Source organism: Porphyromonas sp. COT-239 OH1446 (assembly GCF_000768875.1).
Taxonomy (GTDB): Bacteria; Bacteroidota; Bacteroidia; order Bacteroidales; family Porphyromonadaceae; genus Porphyromonas.
Genome location: NZ_JRAO01000003.1, coordinates 50,270 through 73,792 on the forward strand (window position 1 = coordinate 50,270; position 23,523 = coordinate 73,792).

Consider the following 23,523-nt stretch of genomic DNA (forward strand, 5'->3'; position numbering starts at 1 on the left):
ACGATCGAGACCTCTAAACAAGACGCTGGTGAAGGGCTAGAGCTGCCCGACGGCCATCTCCCATAGCCTCTACAACGGTTGCCCCACCACGGGCGACATCTCCTCCTGCGAAGACGAAGTCTAGGTTTGTCGCCCCGTCGGCATCTACAATATAGCTTCCCCACTTATTTGTCGCTACACCATCGAGGCTATGGGCCAGCGTCGGATCAACAGACGAACCGATACTTACGATCGAATAGTCGATCGGTATGCTGATAATATCTCCAGGGATAGGGACTGGCTTGCGACGCCCCTGTTCATCTTCTTCACCCAGGCACATCCTCTGGATCTCCACTGAGGCGAGGCGACCATCCGAGCCTGCATGGTAAGCGATCGGCACATGAAGCATCCGAAAGTCTGCCCCCTCCTCTAGAGCCTGCTCTACCTCTTCTCGACAGGCGGGCATCTCCACCTCGGTTCGTCGATAAAGCAGTATCGCTCGCTCTGCACCGAGGCGAATAGCTACCCGCAGCACATCCATCGCTGTATTACCGCCACCGACTACAGCGACCGTCTTACCCGTGAGATTGAGGAGTTCATGGCGACGAGGCTCACCCTCGGGATGTAGGTTCGCTAAGCGCAGGAAGTAGGTCGAGTCCGTTACCTCGGCCAATTCCTCCCCTGGGATGCCCATATAGCCCGCCTCTGTCGCCCCAATGCCGACGAAACAAGCAACAAAGCCCTCGGCTTTGAGGTCAGCAAAAGATAGGTCTCTACCGACAAAGGTGTTTGTTCTAAACTCTACGCCCAACCTCCTCAGAGCATCAATCTCCCGATCGATCACCTCGCTAGGGAGACGAAACTCAGGTATTCCATAGCGCATGACACCACCCAAGACCGAGAGAGCTTCGAAGACTGTTACTGAATAACCCCATAAGGCCATATCCCTTGCGAAGGCTAGTCCCGCAGGACCACTCCCCACGACGGCAATGCGTAGGCCATTGCTCGAAGCCTGCTCGTGCCTAGACTCGTAGCCTGTGCGAGCAGCCCAATCGGCCACATACCGCTCGAGTGCACCGATCTTGACAGGGGGTTTACCCAGCGAGGCAGGATAAATGCACCCCCCCTCGCATTGATTCTCATGCGGACACACACGGCTACAGATCCCAGAGAGAACGGAAGTCTCAGTGATGATGTCTCGAGCCGAGGCCAAGTCCCCTCGCTCAATATACTTGACAAAGGTCGGGATGTGAATGCCCACAGGGCAGCCCTGCATACAACCAGGCTTAGGACAATCGAGGCAACGACGAGACTCCTCTATGGCCATAGCCTCTGTAAAACCCAGATTGACTTCGTTATAAAAGGCTTTTAATCGCTCATCGCCCTGGAGATGAGGCATCTTATGGTTCGGTAAGCTCATTCGCTCCTTCGTGGCAATAGCTTTACGCAGATCGGCCCGCCAGGGTTCTTGTCTGCGTGCTTGGATCAGTTCCTCTCGGTTCATCGTCTTGTTGGTTCTTCTGCTCTATAACTGATGGGTCTACGATAGACCTCATAATTGCCCTAACGTAGGTCTACAACTTCGCAGCCTGGGGCAAACATTCCCTTGTTGAGGCGGAAGTATTCTGCGGCTTGCTTAGCCACTGCATCAATCTTTTTGATCTTAACCTCTAGGCGAGAGACATTCTCCCCTGAGAGAATAATCACCTCTGCTGGCAGCCCTGTGATCCTAGAGAAGCCCACCTGGATGTCCTTGATTTGGCTACCAGATGACCTCGGGGTAAAGAGTAGGACATGATTAAGTTTCGTTTGAGGCAGCTCAGAGATCTTATAATGCTTATGCCCTGAGCTCAAGAAGAGCAGAGGGTTCAGCTGTAGGAGCTCCTCCTCCGTTGGTTCACTGATGTAGAGCGTATTACTCGAGGCATCGTGGTAGGTTAATACCCCACGAGAGAAGACGGCCGTAATCACGCCATAGGTCAAGCGAAACTGGCCCTCCTGTAGATGGAGAGTTGCCTCTGTGCGCTCACCTTGCTCTGCTTTGCCCTCGAAGTAAGTACTTTGTAGCTCGACCCGAGTAGCAGCATGAAAGGAGAGCTCCGTGCGCGCTCGATCAAGAATATTATTTGATTGAGCTCTCAGGAGGCAGGGAGCAGCAACTGTTAGTAAAAGGGTTAGGTTATAAATAATCTTGTTCATTTCATGAAATCAATTGAAACATTCGGTTCTCTAACGGAGTGTCTCGAAGAGGCGCTCCAGCGACATCATATCCTTGATCAAGACCTCTCGAGGCTTGCTCCCCCCCTGAGGCCCAACCACTCCCGAACCCTCAAGCTGATCCATGAGGCGTCCTGCCCTGTTGTAGCCGATGTTGAACTTGCGCTGAATATTGCTTGTCGAGCCAATCTGACTATTGACGACCATGCGGGCGACCTCCTCAAAGAGTGGGTCTTTCTCACTCGGGTTGAAGGTCTTTGCCCCTCCCTCCTCATCCTCGGGGATGTATTCGGGGAGCATATAGGCTGAGCCCGTGCTCTCCTGCTGCTGGATGTGGCTAACAATAGCCTCGCTCTCAGGAGTATCGAGGAAGGCACACTGCAGGCGGATCATCTCCTTACCCTGATAGAAGAGCATATCCCCACGCCCGATGAGCTGGTTTGCCCCAGGGGAGTCGAGGATGGTGCGAGAGTCGATCATAGAGAAAACCTTAAAGGCAATACGAGCTGGGAAATTCGCCTTGATCAAGCCAGTGATCACATCTGTTGAGGGCCTCTGCGTGGCGATGATCATGTGGATACCAGCTGCTCGAGCCTTCTGTGCTAGACGAGTAATGGGCTGCTCAACCTCCTTGCCAGAGGTCATGATGAGGTCAGCAAATTCGTCTACGACAAGGACAATATAGGGCATTAGCTGACCGCCATTGATGGCGACATTCTCTCGGTTGCGCACCTGTTGGTTATACTCCTTGATCCCACGTACTCTAGCCTGTGTGAGCTGATGGTAACGGTTATCCATCTCGATACAGAGGGAGTTGAGCGTAGGGACGACCTTCGTCATGTCTGTGATGATCGCCTTGTCTACGTCGGGCAACTTGGCTAGGAAGTGGTTCTCTAACTCTTCATAGACCGAGAACTCCAGCATCTTGGGGTCTACCATGACGAACTTGAGCTCCTCTGGTCGCTTGCTGTAGAGGAGTGAGGTGATGATGGCATTGAGCCCGACACTCTTGCCCTGCCCCGTAGCCCCTGCGATCAGGAGGTGAGGGATGCGGCTGAGGTCGAATACAAAGGGCTCATTCGTGATCGTCTTCCCCATCCCGATGGGTAGCTCCATGCTATCACGCAGTTCGTTGTAGCGGCGAGAGGCTAAGATCGAACGCATGGAGACAATCTGAGGTGTAGAGTTTGGGACCTCGATCCCGATTGTCCCCTTACCTGGCATAGGGGCAATGATGCGAATACCTTCGCTCTTGAGGCTTAGGGCGATGTCTTCCTCCATCGTTTTGATGCGAGAGACCTTGATCCCCTGATCAGGGATGACCTCGTATAGGGTAACGGCTGGCCCAATGGTAATGCGACTGGGGGTTACCCGCATCTTGAAGCTCGCAAGCGTGTCGATGATACGCTGCTTATTGCGCTCGATCTCAGCCATGTTTTGCACTGGGGCATTCAGCTCGTAGTCCTTCAATAACTCGATAGAGGGGATCTGATAGTGCTCCAGCATTACCCCTGGGGCTAACCCCGGATTACGGTGGCGCACCTCGACGAGATCATCCTCTGGGGCTTGCTCAATGATGAGCCCATCGATCGAATGGATTGTACTGGAGAGAGGCTGCTGTGAGGACTCAGAGGTGGGCAGCTCGCCCTCCTCCTCGCTCTCGGGCTCTTCGTCCTCGAGAGGCTCATCCTCGGCCATGAGGGCATCCCCCTCGTTAGTCTCTTCGTCTAGATCCTCTTCGGAGGGCTCTTGCTCCTGAGCCTCTACTTCTCCTGCTCCAAAGCCTCTGATGCGCCCCCATAGGCCGAGGCGGGGTATATGGGCCTGCCGAGGTAGCCTTGGGTGCTGTACTAGATCAAGAGCTCTATCGTTGGTCAGCACCAGACCGATCACAAGGCTAGCGAGTAGGATGAGTAGCAACCCCCACCCCTTGACCTGCATCATGAGATAGTTATACAATCGTATGCCATGTGCCCCCCCCCACTCTAGGTGAGAGTCTACGGAGAAGAGGCTCTGTAGGGCGGCCATGGCCAGCGACACCCATATCATGAAGAAGGCATACTTGACGAAGCGCAGGAGGGCTGGGATATAGCCCGAACGCTCCCCACGCACCATCAGGATGCCGATCCAAAAGAGGAAGACCAGCATGCACATGCTCCCCCAGCCGAACATCCCATTGAAGATGAAGTTCGCCCACCTAGCCCCTAGAGCACCGAAGTGGTTGAGGAATTTCTCCTGCCCCTCTAAGGGCACTCCCGAGTCGAGCTTGAGCAGTAGGCTCTGATCCTGCGCCCCTGTGGGCAAGAAGGAGAGTACGCTCACCGTTGAGAGCAGGGCAAAGAGCAATAGGAGCAAGCCCACAACCGTCTGTATTCGATTGAGGGAGAAGGTCGAGAAGAAGCTCGAGGCAAAGCCCTGTGCACCGCTCTCTCCGAAGAGGCGGCTCTCTAGGCTAACCTTCTTTTTGCTCTTGCGTTTGGGGGCAGCAGTGCGAGACTGTATCTTTTTGGCCATAAACTAAACAAAGTAAATCGTTGAATAACCGCTTCGTTGATCACTCATCGACGATGAGGTTGTCGATGATGAAGCTCTGACGCTCGGGCGTATTCTTGCCCATATAAAAGGTGAGTAGATGCTGTAGATTATCCTCCTTCTTGATCCGAATAGGATCTAGCTTGATATTCTCCTCTGCGATCCAGTCCTTGAACTGCTCGGGGGAGATCTCCCCTAGGCCCTTGAAGCGCGTTACGAGGGCTCGCTTGCCGAGCTTGGCCAGGGCCTCCTGCTTCTGTGCCTCGTTGTAGCAGTAGATATTGGTCTCTTGGGCTGGAGCTTCGGTGTCGGGAGTGGCCTTCTTGCGGCTGCGCCCCTTCTTCGAGGCACTAGAGCTCTGGGCACTCATGTAGCTCTCGCCCTTGTGCCCATCGTTGGGCAAGAAGACTCGGAAGAGCGGGGTCTCTAGGATGAATAGATGCCCTCGACGCACCAACTCGGGGAAGAACTGCAAGAAGAAGGTGATGATAAGCAGGCGAATATGCATCCCATCGTCGTCGGCATCGGTGGCGATGATGATGCGGTTGTAGCGCAAGCCATCCAATCCATCCTCGATATTGAGGGCAGCCTGTAGGAGGTTAAACTCTTCGTTCTCATAGACCACCTTCTTGCTCTGACCATAGCAGTTCAAGGGCTTACCTCTGAGGCTGAAGACGGCTTGATAGCTCGGGTTGCGACAGGTCGTGATCGAACCACTGGCCGAGTTCCCCTCGGTAATGAAGAGGCTGGTCAGCTCGGGATTCTTCGCCTTGGGGTCGTTGAAGTGTACGGTGCAGTCTCGGAGCTTTTTGTTGTGCAGGCTAGCCTTCTTAGCCCGCTCTCGAGCGAGCTTGGTGATCCCGCTCATGCTCTTGCGCTCCCGCTCATTCTCCTGGATCTTTTGCAGTAGCGTTGCGGCGTCCTCCGTGTGGATGTGCAGGTAGTTGTCCAGCTCTTTGCTGAGGTAGTCGCTGAGGAACTTCTGAATGCTCCTCCCACCAGGCTCCATATCCTTAGAGCCGAGCTTGGTCTTGGTTTGGCTCTCGAAGACTGGCTCCTCGACCTTGATGCTGATGGCGGCGACGATACCATTGCGAATATCGCTGTACTCGAAGTTCTTGCCGTAGAACTCCTTGATCACACGTGCCACAACCTCTCTGAAGGCCGAGAGATGCGTCCCGCCCTGCGTGGTATTCTGCCCATTGACGAAGCTGTAGAACTCCTCCCCATACTGATTGGCATGGGTCAGTACGATCTCGATGTCGTCGTCCTTGAAGTGGATAATCGGATAGAGGGGCTCGCCAGACATATTCTCCTCGAGTAGATCTGCTAGACCGCCCTTGGAGAGGTAACGCTTGCCATTGTAGACCAGGGTTAGCCCGGCATTGAGGAAGGCATAGTTCTTGACCATAGCCTCGACGAAGTCGTCTCGATACTGGTAGCCCTTGAAGAGCTCAGGGTCAGGGCGGAAGACAACCTCCGTCCCCGCTGCCCCATCGCTGGCGACGACCTCGCCCTCCTCGAGCAGCTGTGCATGGCTGTAGCGCACACTCTTGGTCATGCCCTCTCGCCAGACGGTGATCTGACAATGGATCGACAGCGCATTGACAGCCTTGATCCCTACACCGTTGAGGCCGACGGACTTCTTGAAGGCCTTAGAGTCGATCTTCCCCCCAGTATTCATCTTGCTGGTAGCATCGATGAGCTTCCCCAGGGGAATGCCTCGGCCATAGTCTCGTACCCGCACCTCTCCTTGGGAGATGCTGATCTCGATCCTCTTGCCAGCCCCCATGACGTACTCGTCTATAGAGTTGTCAATAACCTCCTTGAGTAGGACGTAGATCCCATCGTCGGCGTGCGAGCCATCGCCTAGCTTACCGATGTACATACCGGGTCGCCGACGAATGTGCTCGTCCCACTCTAGGGTCTTAATATCGCTATCGTTGTAGTCTGTATGCTGTTGCGTACTCATTGCCATTTTGTGATTTGCCATGCAAGGCTACCAAAGGTACAAAAATCTCCCAACATCCATCTCGCCACATTTCCGAAGTGCTCCGGGCTGCCTATCGATCGGGCTTGTAGGCAAGAGGACAGACGATCCGAGGAAAAAAATCGCCTCAAACTTGCAACAATCAATAAAAAGGTGTAAACTTGTGAGCAGATTGAGGTTGGGCAAGAACATTAAGTAGCGGAGAGCGGGCGAGCAAACAGCTTTTTTAACAACATGATTAACTTAACTCTAACGGAAATGGCAAAGACAAAATTCTTAGNCATTAAGTAGCGGAGAGCGGGCGAGCAAACAGCTTTTTTAACAACATGATTAACTTAACTCTAACGGAAATGGCAAAGACAAAATTCTTAGCGAGCATAGCAGGCAAGACGCTTGCACTCGCTGCAGCAGTAATGGCGGTGGGCCTGGTGCTCTCGGCGTGCTCGAAAGACAAAGATACGCCCCAGCCCNGCAGGCAAGACGCTTGCACTCGCTGCAGCAGTAATGGCGGTGGGCCTGGTGCTCTCGGCGTGCTCGAAAGACAAAGATACGCCCCAGCCCCCCAAAGAAAACTTCGTGATGATTGATGGACAGAGGCTAGAGATTAAGAGTGTGCGAGCACTGCATAATAAATCAAGAGGTCGGATCATGGTCAATTTACAGCTCTCAAGGCAAAACAGGAGTTGGGTTTGGGTGGATGGCATAGCGGCTGAGCTGCATGGCAAGACGATTGACCTGACGAAGTTGAATGCGAAGATAGGGTTATACTTTTACTATTTTAATGGTGATCATAATATATTCCTCCTGAACTCCGCCCAGGGGCAAGTTTTTGATAGCGGGACTCTCTACACCTCGGTAGACCCCAATACGCGCGACACCGAGATCAACCTGACCAACGGCAAGCTAACCTACGAGGGCAAGGAGCACACCGTAAGCCTCTACTACAAGGGTAAGGCAGACAAGATGGTAGGCGACTAGCGATCGCCGAGGCCATAGTACCGCTCCGTCCTGGGGCTTGGTGCTCATGTATTCATTAAGGGGGAGAAGTGGCTGAGAAGCATCAGCCACCTCTCCCCCTTCATTATGGCGCAGGAGAGAGGGCCTCAGGCGTGCGGTGGAGAGATCCGTAGGGATGCCGTCGAGGCCTCTTCTAGAGGCTCCCTAGAGACCCAAATAGGATCGCAAGTGAGACCCAAGTAGGATCGCCATCTCGAGCCTATCTAAGCCTCGATCGAGATATAAGTAGGATCTCCACCGAGACCTCTTCTAGAGGCTCCCTAGAGGCCCAAGTAGGAGCGAAAATTCTTATAAGTTACTAGTGGATAGACTGCTAACTTACAAGGAAAAATCTTATAAGTTAGTAGCCAATGAACTATTAACTTACAGCGAAAAATCTATAAGTTAGTAGTCTGTAGGGCTACAAGTGGTTAAGCCACGAGGCATCAGTTACAGGTCGAGCTAGAGCATCCGTTGGGATGTAAATGAACACTGAATAGGGAAACGAAATCCCCGATAGAGGCCTACCAGCTGGGCTTCTATCGGGGATCTCTATTCCCTCTAAATAGCTTAGGCTACGAAGGTCAAGAGAGAGCTAGGCCTCCTCCTCGGCCCCGACCTCTATAGGGCCTGAGGTAGAGCTCTCGGGGAGGCTCTCTCGATCGACAGAATGATCGACTCTGGCAACCTCAGGCATGGTCTCTGTCCGAGCCTTGCCCTTCTTGAAGGCCAGGACTGCCACATAGATAGCCCCCACGATGAGGGCAATCTGCACGACGAGGCGCAGCAAAATGAGCACCAATCCATAGACAGCTACCAGCGAGGCGATCATATACACCAGGGCAAATGCTGTGAAGGAGAGCCCCCTATTGCGCCCCATGGCCTGCACATTCCTCCAAGTAGAGAGGAAGAGGCCGACCCCCAGCGAGAGGGCCAGCGTCAAGATGGTCAGCACCTGGGTCAGAGTCTCAGAGGCATTGATGGCAGAGCAGAGCATCACCATACCAGCCGTAAGGGGGACGCAGATCGCAAGGCTGATAGCCATCGGCTTGAGCGAAGCCCTCCGCCGAGCATGATCGCCGAGCAAGAGCCTCTCATAGAGCCTAATGCTGACTAGCTGGTAGGCTACAAAGAGCACGAAGGGAATGGCCCTAAAGAGAGAGCCCCAAAAGCCATAGAGCTCCTTGTCGCACCACCAAAAGGCCTCGTTGCCCATGATCCAGAAGGCCCACACCTCGAGCAGAGAGGCCAGCAGGATGCACACAGGGACGACGTAGAGGGCTATGCGCCTGAGTAGCGTAAAGGTTAAGCCCAAGAACATGAAGGCAATAGCCGCCACAAAGAGGGAGGCAATGATCCAATAGGGGGTCATCGTGCCGAAGAACCTCCCCAGGGTCGTATGGTTCGTCCTGGAGCTCGTATCCCCGAGTATATCCTCCACTCCCTCGGGATTGTCAGGGCTGAAGAGCAGGTAGCGGCTCGAGATCGCATAGAGCTCACCCAAGTAGTAGAAGGCAGTGTAGTCGGAGTTTCCTCTCAGGGTGCGTTGTACCTGAACAACATGGCCCATGGGTAGCTTGAAGGCCTCCTCGCCTGGGACTTCGATGGTCTGATCCTTAGACCATCGGATCGTATAAACGCTAGCCGAGTCGATGAGGTTATCATCGACGATATAGCTCTGAGCCTGGGCCAAGCTCAGAGATAGGATGCACAGGGCAAGCAGAGTAATTATTCGCTTCATATCGACCGAAAGTTAATGTTTGTACGCCACTCCAAAGGTAGTGAAAAGAAAGTTGCACCGGGACGAGACCTAGATCGATCTCTCATGCCAACTGGTCATCCTCCTCGAGCTCATCCACATCCCGATATAGGGCGATTTGGATAACTTTGCGACGAGTTTGCTTGCCTCCCCATCCGGGATGAGGAGTAAGAGGCGAGCCCAACCAAACGCTTATCCCCTTTGACGATGGTTACACTACTGGCATTACTCCCTATTGCACTGCTCATTGTCCTCATGCTTGCCCTGAAGATGAGGGGGGACAAGAGTGCCCTCTGCGCTCTAGCGACAGCTGCATTCCTGGCCCTCATGGTTGTCCCTAGACTGGAGGGCTTCGCCCCCTACCTCCCGCAGGGCTACTCCGCCTCGGGGGTCGGATGGGCCTTCGTCGAGGGTGTGCTCAAGGCCGTGCTCCCCATCCTCCTGATCATCATGATGGCTATCTACAGCTACAATGTGCTGCTCGAGAGCAAGCAGATAGAGGTGATCAAGGCACAGTTCACCCGTATCTCGAGCGACAGACGGCTACAGGTTTTGCTCATCGTTTGGGGCTTCGGGGGGCTACTCGAGGGTATGGCAGGCTTCGGGACAGCCGTTGCCATCCCTGCTGCGATCTTGATCGGCTTAGGCTTTGCTCCAGGATTCTCTGCCCTAGTTTCCCTCATAGCCAATAGTGTGGCCACTGGTTTTGGGGCTGTCGGAGTCCCCGTCATTACTCTAGCCAAGGAGGCCTTTGGCCAGGAGGTTACGACGCTAGAGATCCAGGCTACAGCGGGGGATGTGATCCTTCAGCTCTCGGCCCTGATGTTCCTCGTCCCCTTCGTTATCCTCTACCTCACCGACAGCAGGCGGTCAATGCTCTTGTCGAACCTGCTCCTCTCGCTCTCTGTCGGGGGGATCTCCCTCGCAGTACAATTTGCCTCGGCCTACTTCATCGGGGCGGAGACGCCTGCGATACTCGGTAGCCTTGCCTGCATCCTCTTCATCCTCATCTATGCTCGTCTCAGAGAGCCCAGGCGGAGGGAGGAGGGAGAGGTTAGGCCTCAGGGCGGGCTACGTGCCTGGGCAGTGTACGGCTGCATCCTCCTCTTCATCCTCATAGCCAGTCCCCTAGGCGGAGGGGTAAGCCTATGGCTCAGGACGCACGGGGTCTCGGAGATCAAGCTCCCTATCTACACCTCGGGCGAGATCTTCCGCTTCGGGTGGCTCTCGAATGCAGCTCTGATGCTTCTGCTGGGTTCGTTCGTCGGAGGCCTACTCCAGGGACTAAGGCCGATCCAACTCCTTCGTCTTCTGGGGCAAACGATATGGTCGCTTCGCTTCTCGGCGACGACGATTGTCAGCCTCGTTGCCATGAGTGCGATCATGAGCTATAGCGGGATGATCACGGCTATTGCCCACACACTGGTCGAGACGACTGGGGGCTGGTATCCACTCTTCGCCCCTTTGGTCGGAGCTCTAGGCACTTTCGCCACAGGGAGCGACACCTCGTCTAACATCCTCTTCGGGAGGCTTCAGGCCCAGGTTGCCGATCAGCTCTCGATGGATAGAGCCTGGCTTGCTGCGGCCAATACTGCGGGGGCTACTGGGGGCAAGATCATTTCGCCACAGAGCATTGCCATCGCTACTGCCGCTTGTGGTCAGGGAGGGAAGGAGGGAGCAATCCTACGCTCGGCCCTACCCTATGCCCTCCTCTACGTCCTCATCGTGGGGATTACAGTTTACTGCTGCGCAGCCCTAGCCTTGCCTCACTAGCCCTCTACAACTGGATTAGAAGATACAACAGGGGCTGCCCACAATGTTATGGGCAGCCCCTGTTGTATCGAGAGCGAAGAGGCTCTTAGAGGGCGAAGATGAGCGAAGAACCAACAGACCAATTCGAGAGGGAGAGGCTGGCAGGGGCTTCACCCCCCAGCTCGCTAAGCTTCAGCTGCCTTGAGCCCAAATAATATCCACCGTCTAAGCGAAAGCCTAGTCTCTCGGTGAAGCACCACGAGGCAGAGAGCTGCGCTCGAGCGACGATCCTATTCACTGCGCTAAGGCTCGGCCCTGTCTGCGGCTCTTGACCCTTGCCGAGAAAGGCCTCTAGGGCAAGCATAGGCTCTAGCCTCAGCCGTCTGTCGATGAAAGAGAACTCTCGTCCCACTGCGACCCCAAGGCTCATACTGGCAGCCTGCACAGCAGTAGAGCCTTCACCCTCGGGATACTCCAACCGATGTCGCTCAGCCCGAGCCTCTAGATGAGCGGTGTAGTGCCGTTGGGGGCTTGCATAGCGTAGGCCTAGCCCAATGCCAGCCGAGACCAAATCGGCCCGTAGACCTCGAGAGGGGAGCTGCGGGGAGTGGGAAGCATAGCGCACAGGCACTAGGAGACAGAGGTCTAAGTCGTCGAAGAGCCTTTGCGACCCAGCCATCGCCCCCCTCCTCTGCTCCCTCGGGAATAAGAGGTCGGAGAGCCAATAGCCGAGATGTCCGCTCAGGATGCCCACACCAGCCCCCGTTACTACATCGCCAATCCAGTGGCGATTGTTGAGGATACGCCCTACCCCTGCTGCACTGGCTGCAGCATAGGCAAGGCTCGAGAGCCAGGGATACCTCGCCCCATACTCCAGGTGTAGGAGCGTGGCAGAGGTAAAGGCCATAGCCGTATGGCCCGAGGGGAAGGAGTTGCGAGACGAACCGTCGGGGCGTTGTACAGCCGTGAGCTCCTTGGTCGTTGAGACAACGATCAGCATCGCCCCACTAGCGAAGAGGTCGCCCAGCAGCATTTGCCTGAGACTTCGGCTCGAGCCCCCGACCTTCGCCAGGCGAAGGCCTAGCTGCACAGCCAAGGGGGCAAACTGAGTGTAGTCATCGAAGTGGTGGCGAAACTTCGGCACATAGGCTTGGCGTATATCTCGCACATGGGAGTTGTATAGGTTGTACCCCAAACCAATACCAATGAGTGGCAAGCCGCTACGAAAGGCATGATGCATAGGCGAGCCCTCGAACCCTGCCTCTCGGGCTATGCTGTCGAGGGGCTGCTGTGCCTGGGCCATAGGCCAGGATAGCATCAGTGCCGCAAGAATTGTAAGAAGTCGCCTCATCGCTCTCATCCCCTCTATCTAGTATCCCCTCGTAATCATCCCACTGCCGAAGCAGATCCGCCCCTCAGGGTCGTAGATCACGGCATACTGCCCAGGGGCAATGCCTTGTAGAGGCTCTCGGCTATCAATGCGGTAGCTGCCCCTCTCTACATCATAGACGAGGAGCCCGTGAGACATCTCTGGGGTATGGCGGATCTTGAAGCAGATCTCCATAGGCCGACGCTCCTCGGCTGGCAAGACTGCATCCGAGGGGCTATTCCCCTCACGACGCAGCTGCCAAGACCATGGATCTAGACTGATGAACTGGCAGCCCTGCATCTCTACGTGCTCTCCGTACTGATCCTTAGGGTCATAGCCCTGGCTAACGAGGATGATATTTCGCTTAATATCCTTCTTGACCACGAACCAAGGCCCTCCACTGAGGCCTAGCCCCTTACGCTGACCAATGGTATGAAACCAGTATCCGTTGTGCTTACCCAGTACCCGCCCAGTCTCTCGCTCGATGATACGCCCAGGCTTAGTGCCTAGAGCTCGACGAATGAACTCATTATAGTTCACCTTACCCAGGAAGCAAATCCCCTGACTATCCCTGCGCTGAGCACTAGGCAGCTGCGCCTGTGCAGCGATCTCTCGCACTTGGCTCTTGAGCAAGTGCCCCGTAGGGAAGAGGAGCTTCGAGATTTGAGCGAAGTTGATCTGAGCCAAGAAGTCCGTCTGATCCTTAACCGGATCGGGAGCGGTAGAGAGGTAGAGCTGATCACCGACATAGCAGGTCGTGGCATAGTGCCCTGTAGCGATGAAGTCGTAGGCATGCCCCCACCGCTCCTCGAAGCAGCCAAACTTGATCAGCTTATTGCACATCACATCGGGGTTGGGGGTGAGGCCTTTGCGAACCGTATCGATCGTGTACTGCACCACACGCTCCCAGTACTCATCGTGCAGCGAGACGACCTCGAGCCGACAATCATACCTATGCGCCAGCATCTCCACGATGGCGAGGTCATCCTCCCACGAGCAGTCCTCAAAGCCATCTTGATCCATCCCGATCTTGATGTAGAAGAGGTCGGGCTTGAAGCCCGCCTCGCAGAGCAAATGCACGACGACGGAGCTATCCACGCCTCCAGAGACGAGAGCAGCAATGCGGGGATGAGAAAGGCCTGAGCGACGAATACGCTCGAGTGTGGGGGAGAGTTCGTTCATAGAGCTATGGTCTAATATGCGGGACAAAGTTAGCCTTTTCTACCAGCACCTAGGACAGGCACTTCTACAAACCAGGGCAACCGCCCTAAACATTGCGCCAGAGATGAGAGAGGCTTTATGCTTCGTCAAAGCCTCTAACGGCGGAGGGTCATGTAGTGCCGACGATCCTCATCACTGAGGCGTTCGATAGCATAGCGCAACGTCGTGCGGGGAAGCTCTAGGGCATAGAGGTAGAGGGTATGCAGGAGAAGGGCACGATCTCTCTTGCCCACCTCTCGCAGCATCCACCCAGAGGCCTTGTGTATGAGGTCATGGCGATGATTCCGCAGCCGAATAGACAGCTCAATAGCTTCCGAATAGCTGCCCCGTCGGATAAGGCCCAGTGTCGCTACGACAGCGATCCTTTGTCGCCAGAGATGATCCTCCTTGATTAGTTCCAGAAGCCGCTGAAGCCTTTCGTCCGAGGGTAGATCAAGCAGATGCAGGCCCAGGATAGTGGGGGCGGAGCTATCGACCAAGTCCCAGTTGTTGCAGTAGTCTACACGATCGAGGTAGTACTGACATAGTTGCTCCCTCGTCTGGCTCGAGGTAGCCCCACAGGCTCGCTGGACTAGGGCTACGAAGCCCAGCCATCTGGCATCGTGCAGTGGGTTCGTAATGAGGCTCTCAATAGTGCCGAGAGAGAGCGGCCCGAGCTCCTTGAGCAGAGCCCTAAGCTTGGGTACGGAGATGCCTGCGAAGCGATCTCCATGGGCATACTCTCCCACCCCAGTCTTGAAATACCGTCCGAGCATCCTAGCCCGCTCCTCATCCCCCTCTTCTTCCAACCATGCGAGGATCTCTGGAGCTCTATCCCCAGCCTCAAGTAGGTCTTGCCAGTCAAGCCTACGGATGGCCATGCGCTCGACATAGCTACACACAGGCTCGAGCAGCACCTTACGCTCTCGGCAGAGGGCAACGAGAGCCTCAACCAGCTCCCTAGCTAGACCTTGCCCCTGATAGGCATCCTCCACAACGGTATGCTCGGCCATGAGGATGTACCGATCCCTAAGCTTGTAGCTGAGCCACCCTGCGACACAGCCACGAGCCATATCCCGACACACGAGGCGGCCATCGGCGAGGCTACCCTCTCGAGCGATCTTCATTATGGAGTGTCGGTTACAGTGAAACTCCCTTCGCCTCTTGCTCCTGGGGCAGTACGGAGGCAATCCGACTAGCCCCCTCTCGGGAGGCATAGAGGATATTCATAGGGGCCTCACCGAGGTCGCTGACCCGATAAGCAGGATGGATGGTAAGGCGTATCTTGTGAGGGTGTGGCAGGAGCTTACCACGCTGCAGGATGTCATACGCTCCATCAATACTGATTGGGAGCAGAGGTACATCAAGCTCCGAAGCCATGAGGAAAGCCCCCTTCTTGAAACGATGCATTCGCCCTGTAGGGGTACGACTTCCTTCGGGGAAGATGAAAATGGAGTACCCTCGAGAGAGTGCCCCTCGAGCCTCCTGCATCGTTTGTGTGATGGACGAGGGCTTGGTGTCATCAACGAAGATGAAGCCAGCACTCTCGCAGGCCCAACCCACCAAGGGGAGCTTGCGCAGGCCCTCTTTGAGCACCCACTTGAACGGCAGTGGGACATAGCCATATAAGGCAAAGATGTCGAAGGCACTCTGATGGTTAGCGATCACGACATAGTTCCCAGACCGAGGCAGATGCTCCCGAGAGCGGATCTCGATCGGGCACAGATGCAGCCACAGAGAGACTCTCGACCAAGCCATTCCCACATAGCGACTGGCAGCATCGCCTAAGCCTATACTACAACCAAGGATGATGAGCAGTGTGGTGAGGATGGTCACCAAGAGGAAGAGGGGTAGACCAATGGGGAAATAGTACAGGAGAAAGAGTGTACGCCAGAGGGGGTTCTTCTTAGTAGTGGTCATTGTATGATGGACATATAGGGGTTAAAGGATAGGGCTACAAAAGGGGGATTATGCCTCCAGGAGGTATTGGGCTAGGGCCTCCACGGCTCGGGCACGATGGCTGATGCGATTCTTCACCTCTTCACCCAGATCGGCGAAGGTCTCCTCGTAGCCCTCGGGGCGGAAGACGGGGTCGTATCCAAAGCCTGCCTCACCCGAGGGGCTTTGGGTGATCTCACCCTTGACCTCGCCTGTGAAGCAGTGTTCTCCCCTCTCGTCGATGAGTGCTATCACCGTACAGAAGTGTGCTTTACGGGGCGACTCTAGCCCCTGGAGCTCATGGAGGAGCTTGTCAACATTGTCCTTGGAGCTACAGTGTGCTCCTGCGTAACGGGCCGAGTACACGCCTGGGGCTCCGTCCAGCACATCAACCATAAGCCCTGTATCATCTGCAAAGCAATAATACCCATAGCGTTCGTAGACGAAGCGAGCTTTGAGCAGGGCATTCCCCTCGAGGGTGTCGGCTGTCTCAGGGATGTCTTCATGACAGCCAATGTCCGACAGACTAAGGATCTCTACCCGCCCCTTGAGGATGGAGCGAATCTCGGAGAGTTTATGCTGATTATTCGTGGCAAAAACTAGTTTTTTCATTACTTTTGTTCGGATGGTTCATTCGTCATTTCTCTGCCTCCAGCAGGGGCATAATCCCCACTTCGGACAGAGCTTGGCAAAAATAGTGATTATTATGTACATCGAACGACTGAGAGAGTATTGCCTCTCTCTACCCCATGTCTTGGAGAGCTTCCCCTTCGACGAGACAACGCTCGTCTTCAAGGTCGGGGGTAAGATCTTTGCTCTGATTGGCTTGGAGCACTCCCCAGGGTATATTTGCCTCAAATGCGATCCAGACGAGGCCATTCGACTTCGAGAGCATTACAGTGCAGTCGAGGCGGCTTATCATATGAACAAAACTCACTGGAATGGCATCACCCTCGGCCGTGATATGCCCCTCGAGGAGGTTAAGAGGTGGGTCAAGCACTCTTACGACCTAGTCTACTCCCGACTAAGTAAACAAGCCCGACAAGCACTCATCGACAACACTACAACACAATAGATCTATGGACACTCAACACATCTACCACATCCTCACTCTAGAGGCTGTCCCAAGTACCAACACCTACCTGCGTGAGCTCGTTGCTCGAGACCCCTCGCTCCCCAACCTCTACAGCGTCCACACTCTCGAGCAGACAGAGGGGAGGGGACAGAGGGGTAATCAGTGGTACAGCAGACCGGGACAAGACCTTGCTATGTCTCTCCTGCTGAGATCTAATTGTCTCAATGCCAAGGAGCAATACGCTGTCTCCGAACTCGTGGCATACGCAACGCTCAAGACCATTGCTCGCTATCTGACTGAGGAGCAAGCTGAGCAGCTGAGCGTCAAATGGCCGAATGATATTTACTACGGCGAGAGGAAGATCGCAGGCATCCTCATCGAGCACAGCATTACGGGTAGCAAGGTAGACTACTCCATCGCTGGCATAGGTATCAACCTCAATGGCACAGACTTCCCGGAGGATCTGCCTAACCCCATCTCCCTGCGCATGATCACAGGCGAGAGCTACGACAGCCGTGAGGTACTCGAGAGGCTACTTAGACGCTTCGGGTGGATGCTCGAGGAGTTTCTCATGGGGCACTATGCAGAGGTTCACCGCCTCTATATGAAGCGGCTCTACCGTCGTCATGGCCTCTACCCCTACCACGATGCCCAAGGGAGGTTTATGGCCTCGATCAAAGATGTCCTGCCCAATGGCTGTCTCGTCCTCGAACGAGAGGATGGTCAGGTCGTCGAGTATGCTTTCAAAGAGGTAGTCTTCGATGCTCACTAATGCAGATATTAAGTTCATCCGAGGGCTAAGCAAGGCTCGCTCCCGAGCTGAAGAGGGGCTCTTTGTTGCCGAAGGGCCTAAGCTAGTGTCAGAGCTCCTCGGGGCATTCCCCTGTAGGCTGCTGATTGCATCCGAGAGACTCCGCTCCAGCCTCTCATCATGGCTCTCGGGGCTTCCCCCCGAGATGTATCCTCAGCGCATCGAGACTGTCCCCGACAGCTTCGACTTCTCCCGCATCAGTGGCCTCGTAGAGTCTCAGGGAGTAGTCTCCTTGATGGAGATCCCACGAGAGGGTCTGCAGAGTACCCCATCCTCTCCTTTGGCCCTACTGCTCGATGAGGTTCAAGACCCTGGCAATATGGGTACAATCATCCGTACAGCGGACTGGTTCGGGGTAGAGACGATCTACCTCAGTCCTGGCTGTGCCGACCCCTTTGCGCCCAAGGTCGTACAGGCCACTATGGGAGCGTTGGCACGTGTTCGCCTCATCAAACTAGACGATGTAGCCGCCTGGCTCGACAAGTATTCAGGGATAATCTGTGGTACTTTCCTTGAGGGGAGCTCGCTCTACAGAGCGAGCCTCAGTCCAAGCCCGGCCTCCCCTGTCCTCGTCGTTATGGGCAATGAGGGTCGAGGCATTAGCCCCACCGTCGAGAACCGAGTACACAGACGCCTCACCATCCCTGCCTATCCCAATGAGGGGAGGCATACGGAGTCTCTCAACGTAGGCATAGCTACAGCCATTATCTTGAGCGAATTACGCCGCCCATCCTTCGTACTTGGACTACAAGGCGAGCAACCAACCAGCCGATAGTACTATCTTTGCCAAAGACTAAGCCTGCCCACCGACAAAGCCTTGGCAGCCTAAGCCTCTAGATATGACAGATCCTAAGCTTATTAGCTACATCATTGACTTCCTCATCGGCCCCATCTACCCCGCAGAACAGGCCGAGGATGGGTATCGCAAGCGGTTTAACCTCGTCGGTTATACTCGAGACCCCGAGGAGATGAAGCAGTACCCGATCGTCATCTATCCGAGCACCTTCTTCGACTTAGGGGTCTACGGCTCCGAGCGTTCGATGCCTAGCCTCCCCCTGAGCCAATGGAGGGGCATCCCTCTGCTCTTCGGCTCAGCAGAGGAGGGGCAGCTAGGGCCCGATGGACCCATCATCATCTACGCAGACCTTATAGCTAGTTGCTTCTTCTTGATCAGCCGCTATGAGGAGATGTACAAGCGATCGGAGCGGAACCAGTATGGATGCTTCCCTGGGGTCTCTTCCCTAGGCTATAGGGCGGGCTTTGCCGAGCGGCCCATCGTAGACGAGTATGGAGCTGCCCTCAGGGAGCTCATCCTCGAGCATAACCTCCTGGAGCGATATGGAATTAGCTGGGAAGCACGCCCCCACACTTTCTCGAGGGTTTTCTTGACTCACGACCTCCTACGGCCTGCTGTCGAGGCACAAGACCTCAAGGGCTGGCGCATCGCCCTGCGCCCACTACTTAAACATTTCCCTCGCCTCTTGGCACATCTGACCCCTGCCTCCCTCGAACGCACCTGGGTACTTCCCCGAGGTTTAGAGCGCAACCTCAAGCTCCAGCGGGCCAGTGCGGAGGAGGTCGTGCGAACCATCTTCTTCGTCCGATCGGCTAGCAGGAGACATTCCCCCCTACCGACCTATCACATCGACAGCCGCTTCATCGCACAGCTGGAGCAGGTAGCCCGCAGGCATGGAGCTAAGGTAGGCCTTCTATGTAGCCATCGCTCGGCAGAGAATCCCGAACAGCTAGAGGTCGAACGTCGTCGGTTGCGCAAAGCGATCCCTGGCAGCGCAGAATGCTCCCGCTTCGCGCAGCTAACCCAGCGAGAGCCAGAGGATATGACGATGCTTTACTCGGCAGGGATGCGACATGACTTCTCCATGGGCTATAACGACGTAGCGGGCTTTCGCCTAGGCACTTGTCGGGCTGTGCGCTTCATCAACCCCAATACTAGACTGCTCACGGATCTCATGCTGCACCCTATCTGTCTTCGTGATGAAAGCCTAGCGGAGTACCTCAAGCAAGAGGAGGGTATCGAGGAGGCCAAAGCCTACTGCCTCAAGATGATCGAGCTGGTTGCTCGGTATCATGGAGACCTCACGATCGCCTGGTCTGCCCCACATTTGCATCCGCACAAGCATACAGCCTTCTATGATCTCTATAAGTATATCATCGAAGAGGTAGAGCGCATTACCCTGAATGACCCGAGGCTCCATACCCCTCGAGGCAGTCGAATGCGTAAGAAGAAATAGACAAGTATTTGCATGAATAGAGACATATTCCCCCCTCTCCAGCTTCGTAAGCCCTCCTGCCTACCCTACATCCTCATTGCAGGCCCATGCAGTGCCGAGACCGAAGAGCAAACCTTCGAGACAGCTCGAGCTCTCAGCCAAATGGGGGTCTGTCTCTTTAGGGCTAGCCTATGGAAGCCCCGTACTCGACCTGGAGGCTTCGAGGGAGTGGGAGAAGAAGGAATCCCCTGGCTCAAGCGTGTGCGAGACGAGCTGGGGATGCAGGTAGCTACAGAGGTGGCCACGGCCGAGCATATATCGCTGATGCTCGCATCGGATTTCGACACCTTTTGGATCGGAGCACGCACAACATCGAGCCCCTTTGCGATGACCGAGATCGCCCAAGCCCTAGAGGGTAAAGAGGTTACCGTCATGGTCAAGAATCCAATCAACCCTGACATAGAGCTGTGGGAAGGGGCTCTGCTCCGTCTCTGGCGAGCAGGTCTGCGCAACATTGCAGCCATACACAGAGGCTTCAGCCTCTACGAACGAGGCCAGTATCGCAATCCCCCTCTATGGCAGATCCCCCTCGAGCTCAAGCGAAGACACCCTCAGCTCACTCTAATAGCAGACCCTAGCCACATCACTGGAGCTCGAGAGCAGATTGCCTCCATGTGCCAAATGACTCTAGAGATGAACTACGATGGGCTCATCATCGAGACGCACCCGACCCCTGAGAGAGCCCTCAGCGATGCAGCCCAACAGATCACCCCTAAGGAGCTCGGAGAGCTTATCTCTCACCTCAAACCTCTGCAGAGCAGCGATACTGACAGCCTACCTCTGAAGTATTGGCGTGCAGAGATCGACCTCATCGACGAACAAATACTTGGCTTACTCGGTAAGCGTATGCAGCTCTCTAGAGAGATCGGGGCATTTAAGCGAGAGCGAGATCTCTGCATCGTCCAGCCCAATCGCTTTAGAGCACTGCTACAGAGACGTCTAGAGATCGGCAAAGGGCTGGGACTATCGGAGGAGTTAGTCCTCAAGCTCTTCAGCCAAATCCACGAGGAGTCGGTTCACCTGCAGCATCATCTCGGTCATGACAAGGCATAAATGCTTGATATCGCTGGGGAGTAACTATCGTCCCAAGGAGCAGCTCGAGCAGGCTCGTCGCCATTTGCTCCCCCATCTGTTGTATGTCCGAATTAGCCAAGAGGTTTATACAGACCCGATCAACTTCCCCTATTCATCAGCATTATTTCTCAATCAAGTGCTCTATGGAGAATGCGACCTTCCCCTCAATGAGCTCCAAAAACATTGCAAAGCTCTTGAAGAACATCTCGGGCGGACTGATGCTGGGCGTAGAGAGCACCCCGAGCGCATGCCCATGGATATAGACATCGTTATATGGGATAATGAGATCCTCAAGCCCAATGACTTCTCCCGAGGCTATCTGCTCGAGGGGATCGCCTCTCTTGGCTTTAACGCCTCTCGCCTGGAGTGTGAGGGATTGCCTCTAGATCTCTAGCAGGAGCCCTAGATGAAGAAGGCGAAGGTCATCGTCCAAAGCATGCCGAGGGCACAAGAGAGCGGGCAAAATACCCTCTGAATAACCCTACAACATAAGCAGTCTGAGTTACTTCGATGTTTAATGAAATAATTAGACTAATTGTTGTACCTTTGCGCCCATAGAAGCTCAGCAAATTACACAACATAAAACTTCTAAGAAGAAATGGTAAACTACAAAGACCTAGGGCTAGTAAACACTCGTGAGATGTTTGCTAAGGCCGTTAAGGAGGGGTATGCTATCCCTGCCTTCAACTTCAATAACCTCGAACAGCTGCAGGCAATCGTTGGCGCAGCTGTCGAAACCAACTCTCCTGTGATCCTGCAAGTCTCCAGCGGTGCTCGTAAGTACGCTAATCAGACGCTCCTGCGCTTCATGGCACAGGGGGCAGTAGAGTACGCTAAGGAACTCGGCTGTAAGAACCCTCAGATCGCACTGCACCTCGACCATGGCGATAGCCTCGAGCTCTGCAAGAGCTGCATCGAGATGGGCTTCTCATCTGTGATGATCGACGGCTCTCACCTCCCCTATGATGAGAATGTTGCTCTGACTCGCTCTGTGGTAGACTATGCCCATCAGTATGATGTAACGGTAGAGGGCGAGCTAGGTATCCTGGCAGGTGTAGAGGACGAAGTGGTAGCCGAACACCACACCTATACACAGCCTGAGGAAGTTGTGGACTTCGTTACGAAGACTGGTGTAGACTCTTTGGCTATCTCTATCGGTACTTCTCACGGAGCGAACAAGTTCACTCCCGAGCAGTGCGAGCGTGATGCCAATGGTATCCTCGTACCTCCCCCTCTGCGCTTCGATATCCTCGAGGCTATCGAAGAGCAGCTGCCAGGATTCCCCATCGTGCTGCACGGGTCATCATCTGTACCCCAGGACGAGGTAGCCAAGATCAACAAGTATGGCGGTGCCCTCAAGGATGCCGTAGGTATCCCCGAGGAGCAGCTACGTCGCGCCTCTAAGAGCGCAGTCTGCAAGATCAACATCGACTCCGATGGTCGTCTAGCCATGACTGCGGCAGTACGTGAGGTATTTGCCAACAAGCCCGAAGAGTTTGACCCTCGTAAGTACTTGGGCCCAGCTCGCGACTCCCTCAAGAAGCTATACAAGCACAAGATCGAGAGCGTACTAGGGTCGAACAATCGTCTCTAAACCACTCTCACCCAATAGGTGTCAGCCCCAGCCCCATCAAGGAGCTGGGTCTGACGTTTGGATGGACTCTAACCACTTCCTCCTCACTCCCGTACGAGGGATAGCCTAGAGGGGATGACTGAGCCCTAGACCAGAATGATCGAGGGCCTCTCCATTCACTGGAGAGGCCCTCAATCGTTAGATCATACAGATCTGCAAATAGAAGGCTAGAAGCCTACTGCGTCCAAACTACACGAAAATACTGAGAGAGAATCCCTACGGCTCTATCTACCTCCTCAGGCGATGGCTCATGCGTATCCTCCAAGGCATAAGGCTGCCCGAGGGTTTCATACTTGTGCTTGCCGTAGGTATGGTAGGGTAAGACCTCGAGTCGCTCGATATTATCGAAGCCTCCGAAGTGTTGGCCCAAAGCATGCAGATCCTCCTCTCGGTCGCTATAGCCAGGCACAAGGACATAGCGTAGACGAACAGGCTTGCCCATCTCTGCCAACTGCTGAGCTGTTTCGAGCGTCCGTTTATTATCGAGCATCGTGAGGAGCTTGTGCCGCTCGGGATTGATCTGCTTACAGTCCAGCAGGACAAGGTCTACAAGCCTCCAGAGCTCTCGAACGTATTCGTTATGAATGCTCCCATTCGTATCGAGGCATATATGTATACCTTCGCTCTTGAGATCTCGACAGAGTGGGATCAACTCCTTTGCCTGTACGGTGGGTTCGCCACCACTAAAGGTGATACCTCCTCGCTTACCGAAGAATGGCTTCTCATTCAGTGCTCTACGCATGATCTCGGCAGGCTCGACGAGTTTGCCATCTCGACCAATCGGGATGGTGTCGGGATTGGCACAGTAGAGACAGCGGAAGTTGCAGCCCTGCAAGAAGACGACGAGCCGGATACCCGGCCCGTCGAACGTTCCCAATGATTCGAATGAGTGGACTCGAAGCATTGT

Annotated in this window: 20 protein-coding genes; 9 read left to right on the forward strand and 11 right to left on the reverse strand. The window is 54.8% G+C overall.

The features are described 5' to 3' along the window. Positions 1-13: 13 nt before the first annotated feature. The 4 genes from HQ37_RS00300 to HQ37_RS00315 are packed head-to-tail and all read right to left on the reverse strand — an operon-like array spanning position 14 to position 6,706. Positions 14-1,483, reverse strand: coding sequence for an FAD-dependent oxidoreductase (locus tag HQ37_RS00300; RefSeq protein ID WP_036878659.1), 1,470 nt, complete (start codon positions 1,481-1,483; stop codon positions 14-16). Between the two features lie 59 nt (positions 1,484-1,542). Next, on the reverse strand, positions 1,543-2,178 hold the full coding sequence (locus HQ37_RS00305; protein WP_052080640.1) for a hypothetical protein: 636 nt from the start codon (positions 2,176-2,178) through the stop codon (positions 1,543-1,545). A gap of 30 nt (positions 2,179-2,208) precedes the next feature. Continuing rightward, complete coding sequence (locus HQ37_RS00310) at positions 2,209-4,710, reverse strand: DNA translocase FtsK (protein WP_081951689.1); 2,502 nt, start codon at positions 4,708-4,710, stop codon at positions 2,209-2,211. Positions 4,711-4,750: 40 nt separating this feature from the next. Beyond that, entirely contained in the window at positions 4,751-6,706 is a 1,956-nt protein-coding gene (locus HQ37_RS00315) for a DNA topoisomerase IV subunit B (RefSeq protein WP_036878660.1), read from the reverse strand. A 516-nt stretch (positions 6,707-7,222) separates the two neighbouring features. Here HQ37_RS00315 and HQ37_RS00320 point away from each other — a divergent pair. Beyond that, a complete protein-coding gene (locus HQ37_RS00320; protein ID WP_036878662.1) occupies positions 7,223-7,696 on the forward strand; it encodes a hypothetical protein in 474 nt (157 codons plus the stop codon). 613 nt (positions 7,697-8,309) lie between these two features. Here HQ37_RS00320 and HQ37_RS00325 read toward each other — a convergent pair. Further along, positions 8,310-9,455, reverse strand: coding sequence for a hypothetical protein (locus tag HQ37_RS00325; RefSeq protein ID WP_036878665.1), 1,146 nt, complete (start codon positions 9,453-9,455; stop codon positions 8,310-8,312). Positions 9,456-9,680: 225 nt separating this feature from the next. Between HQ37_RS00325 and HQ37_RS00330 the strand changes: the two genes are divergently transcribed. Beyond that, positions 9,681-11,246 (forward strand): L-lactate permease, encoded by a 1,566-nt coding sequence (locus HQ37_RS00330; protein ID WP_036878667.1) that lies wholly within the window; start codon positions 9,681-9,683, stop codon positions 11,244-11,246. Positions 11,247-11,331: 85 nt separating this feature from the next. On the opposite strand, the gene HQ37_RS07990 is transcribed toward HQ37_RS00330, so the two are convergent. From HQ37_RS07990 to HQ37_RS00355, 5 genes are all read right to left on the reverse strand, one after another. After that, complete coding sequence (locus tag HQ37_RS07990) at positions 11,332-12,528, reverse strand: phosphatase PAP2 family protein (protein WP_160215053.1); 1,197 nt, start codon at positions 12,526-12,528, stop codon at positions 11,332-11,334. A 66-nt stretch (positions 12,529-12,594) separates the two neighbouring features. Continuing rightward, on the reverse strand, positions 12,595-13,776 hold the full coding sequence (gene mnmA, locus HQ37_RS00340) for a tRNA 2-thiouridine(34) synthase MnmA (RefSeq protein WP_052080642.1): 1,182 nt from the start codon (positions 13,774-13,776) through the stop codon (positions 12,595-12,597). 134 nt (positions 13,777-13,910) lie between these two features. Next, on the reverse strand, positions 13,911-14,921 hold the full coding sequence (locus HQ37_RS00345; protein ID WP_052080643.1) for a GNAT family N-acetyltransferase: 1,011 nt from the start codon (positions 14,919-14,921) through the stop codon (positions 13,911-13,913). A gap of 13 nt (positions 14,922-14,934) precedes the next feature. Further along, positions 14,935-15,714: a lysophospholipid acyltransferase family protein gene (locus HQ37_RS00350; RefSeq protein WP_036878669.1), complete on the reverse strand. Its 780-nt coding sequence runs from the start codon at positions 15,712-15,714 to the stop codon at positions 14,935-14,937. Positions 15,715-15,762: 48 nt separating this feature from the next. After that, on the reverse strand, positions 15,763-16,344 hold the full coding sequence (locus tag HQ37_RS00355) for a non-canonical purine NTP diphosphatase (protein ID WP_036878673.1): 582 nt from the start codon (positions 16,342-16,344) through the stop codon (positions 15,763-15,765). A gap of 94 nt (positions 16,345-16,438) precedes the next feature. Between HQ37_RS00355 and HQ37_RS00360 the strand changes: the two genes are divergently transcribed. From HQ37_RS00360 to HQ37_RS00390, 7 genes are all read left to right on the forward strand, one after another. Further along, entirely contained in the window at positions 16,439-16,807 is a 369-nt protein-coding gene (locus tag HQ37_RS00360; RefSeq protein ID WP_036878677.1) for an MmcQ/YjbR family DNA-binding protein, read from the forward strand. A gap of 4 nt (positions 16,808-16,811) precedes the next feature. After that, positions 16,812-17,579, forward strand: a complete 768-nt coding sequence (locus HQ37_RS00365) for a biotin--[acetyl-CoA-carboxylase] ligase (RefSeq protein WP_036878679.1) — start codon at positions 16,812-16,814, stop codon at positions 17,577-17,579. Continuing rightward, on the forward strand, positions 17,569-18,393 hold the full coding sequence (locus tag HQ37_RS00370) for an RNA methyltransferase (protein ID WP_052080644.1): 825 nt from the start codon (positions 17,569-17,571) through the stop codon (positions 18,391-18,393). The genes HQ37_RS00365 and HQ37_RS00370 overlap by 11 nt, the downstream gene beginning before the upstream one ends. 64 nt (positions 18,394-18,457) lie before the next feature. Continuing rightward, entirely contained in the window at positions 18,458-19,870 is a 1,413-nt protein-coding gene (locus HQ37_RS00375; RefSeq protein ID WP_052080645.1) for a hypothetical protein, read from the forward strand. A 12-nt stretch (positions 19,871-19,882) separates the two neighbouring features. Continuing rightward, positions 19,883-20,962, forward strand: coding sequence for a bifunctional 3-deoxy-7-phosphoheptulonate synthase/chorismate mutase type II (locus HQ37_RS00380; protein ID WP_036878681.1), 1,080 nt, complete (start codon positions 19,883-19,885; stop codon positions 20,960-20,962). Next, positions 20,949-21,377 carry a 2-amino-4-hydroxy-6-hydroxymethyldihydropteridine diphosphokinase gene (locus tag HQ37_RS00385; protein ID WP_081951692.1) on the forward strand — a complete coding sequence of 143 codons (429 nt, stop codon included), beginning with the start codon at positions 20,949-20,951 and terminating at the stop codon, positions 21,375-21,377. The genes HQ37_RS00380 and HQ37_RS00385 overlap by 14 nt, the downstream gene beginning before the upstream one ends. Before the next feature lie 204 nt (positions 21,378-21,581). Continuing rightward, positions 21,582-22,577 (forward strand): class II fructose-bisphosphate aldolase, encoded by a 996-nt coding sequence (locus tag HQ37_RS00390; protein WP_036878683.1) that lies wholly within the window; start codon positions 21,582-21,584, stop codon positions 22,575-22,577. Between the two features lie 214 nt (positions 22,578-22,791). Here HQ37_RS00390 and pflA read toward each other — a convergent pair whose 3' ends face one another. Next, on the reverse strand, positions 22,792-23,520 hold the full coding sequence (pflA, locus tag HQ37_RS00395) for a pyruvate formate-lyase-activating protein (RefSeq protein ID WP_081951693.1): 729 nt from the start codon (positions 23,518-23,520) through the stop codon (positions 22,792-22,794). Between the last annotated feature and the right edge of the window lie 3 nt (positions 23,521-23,523).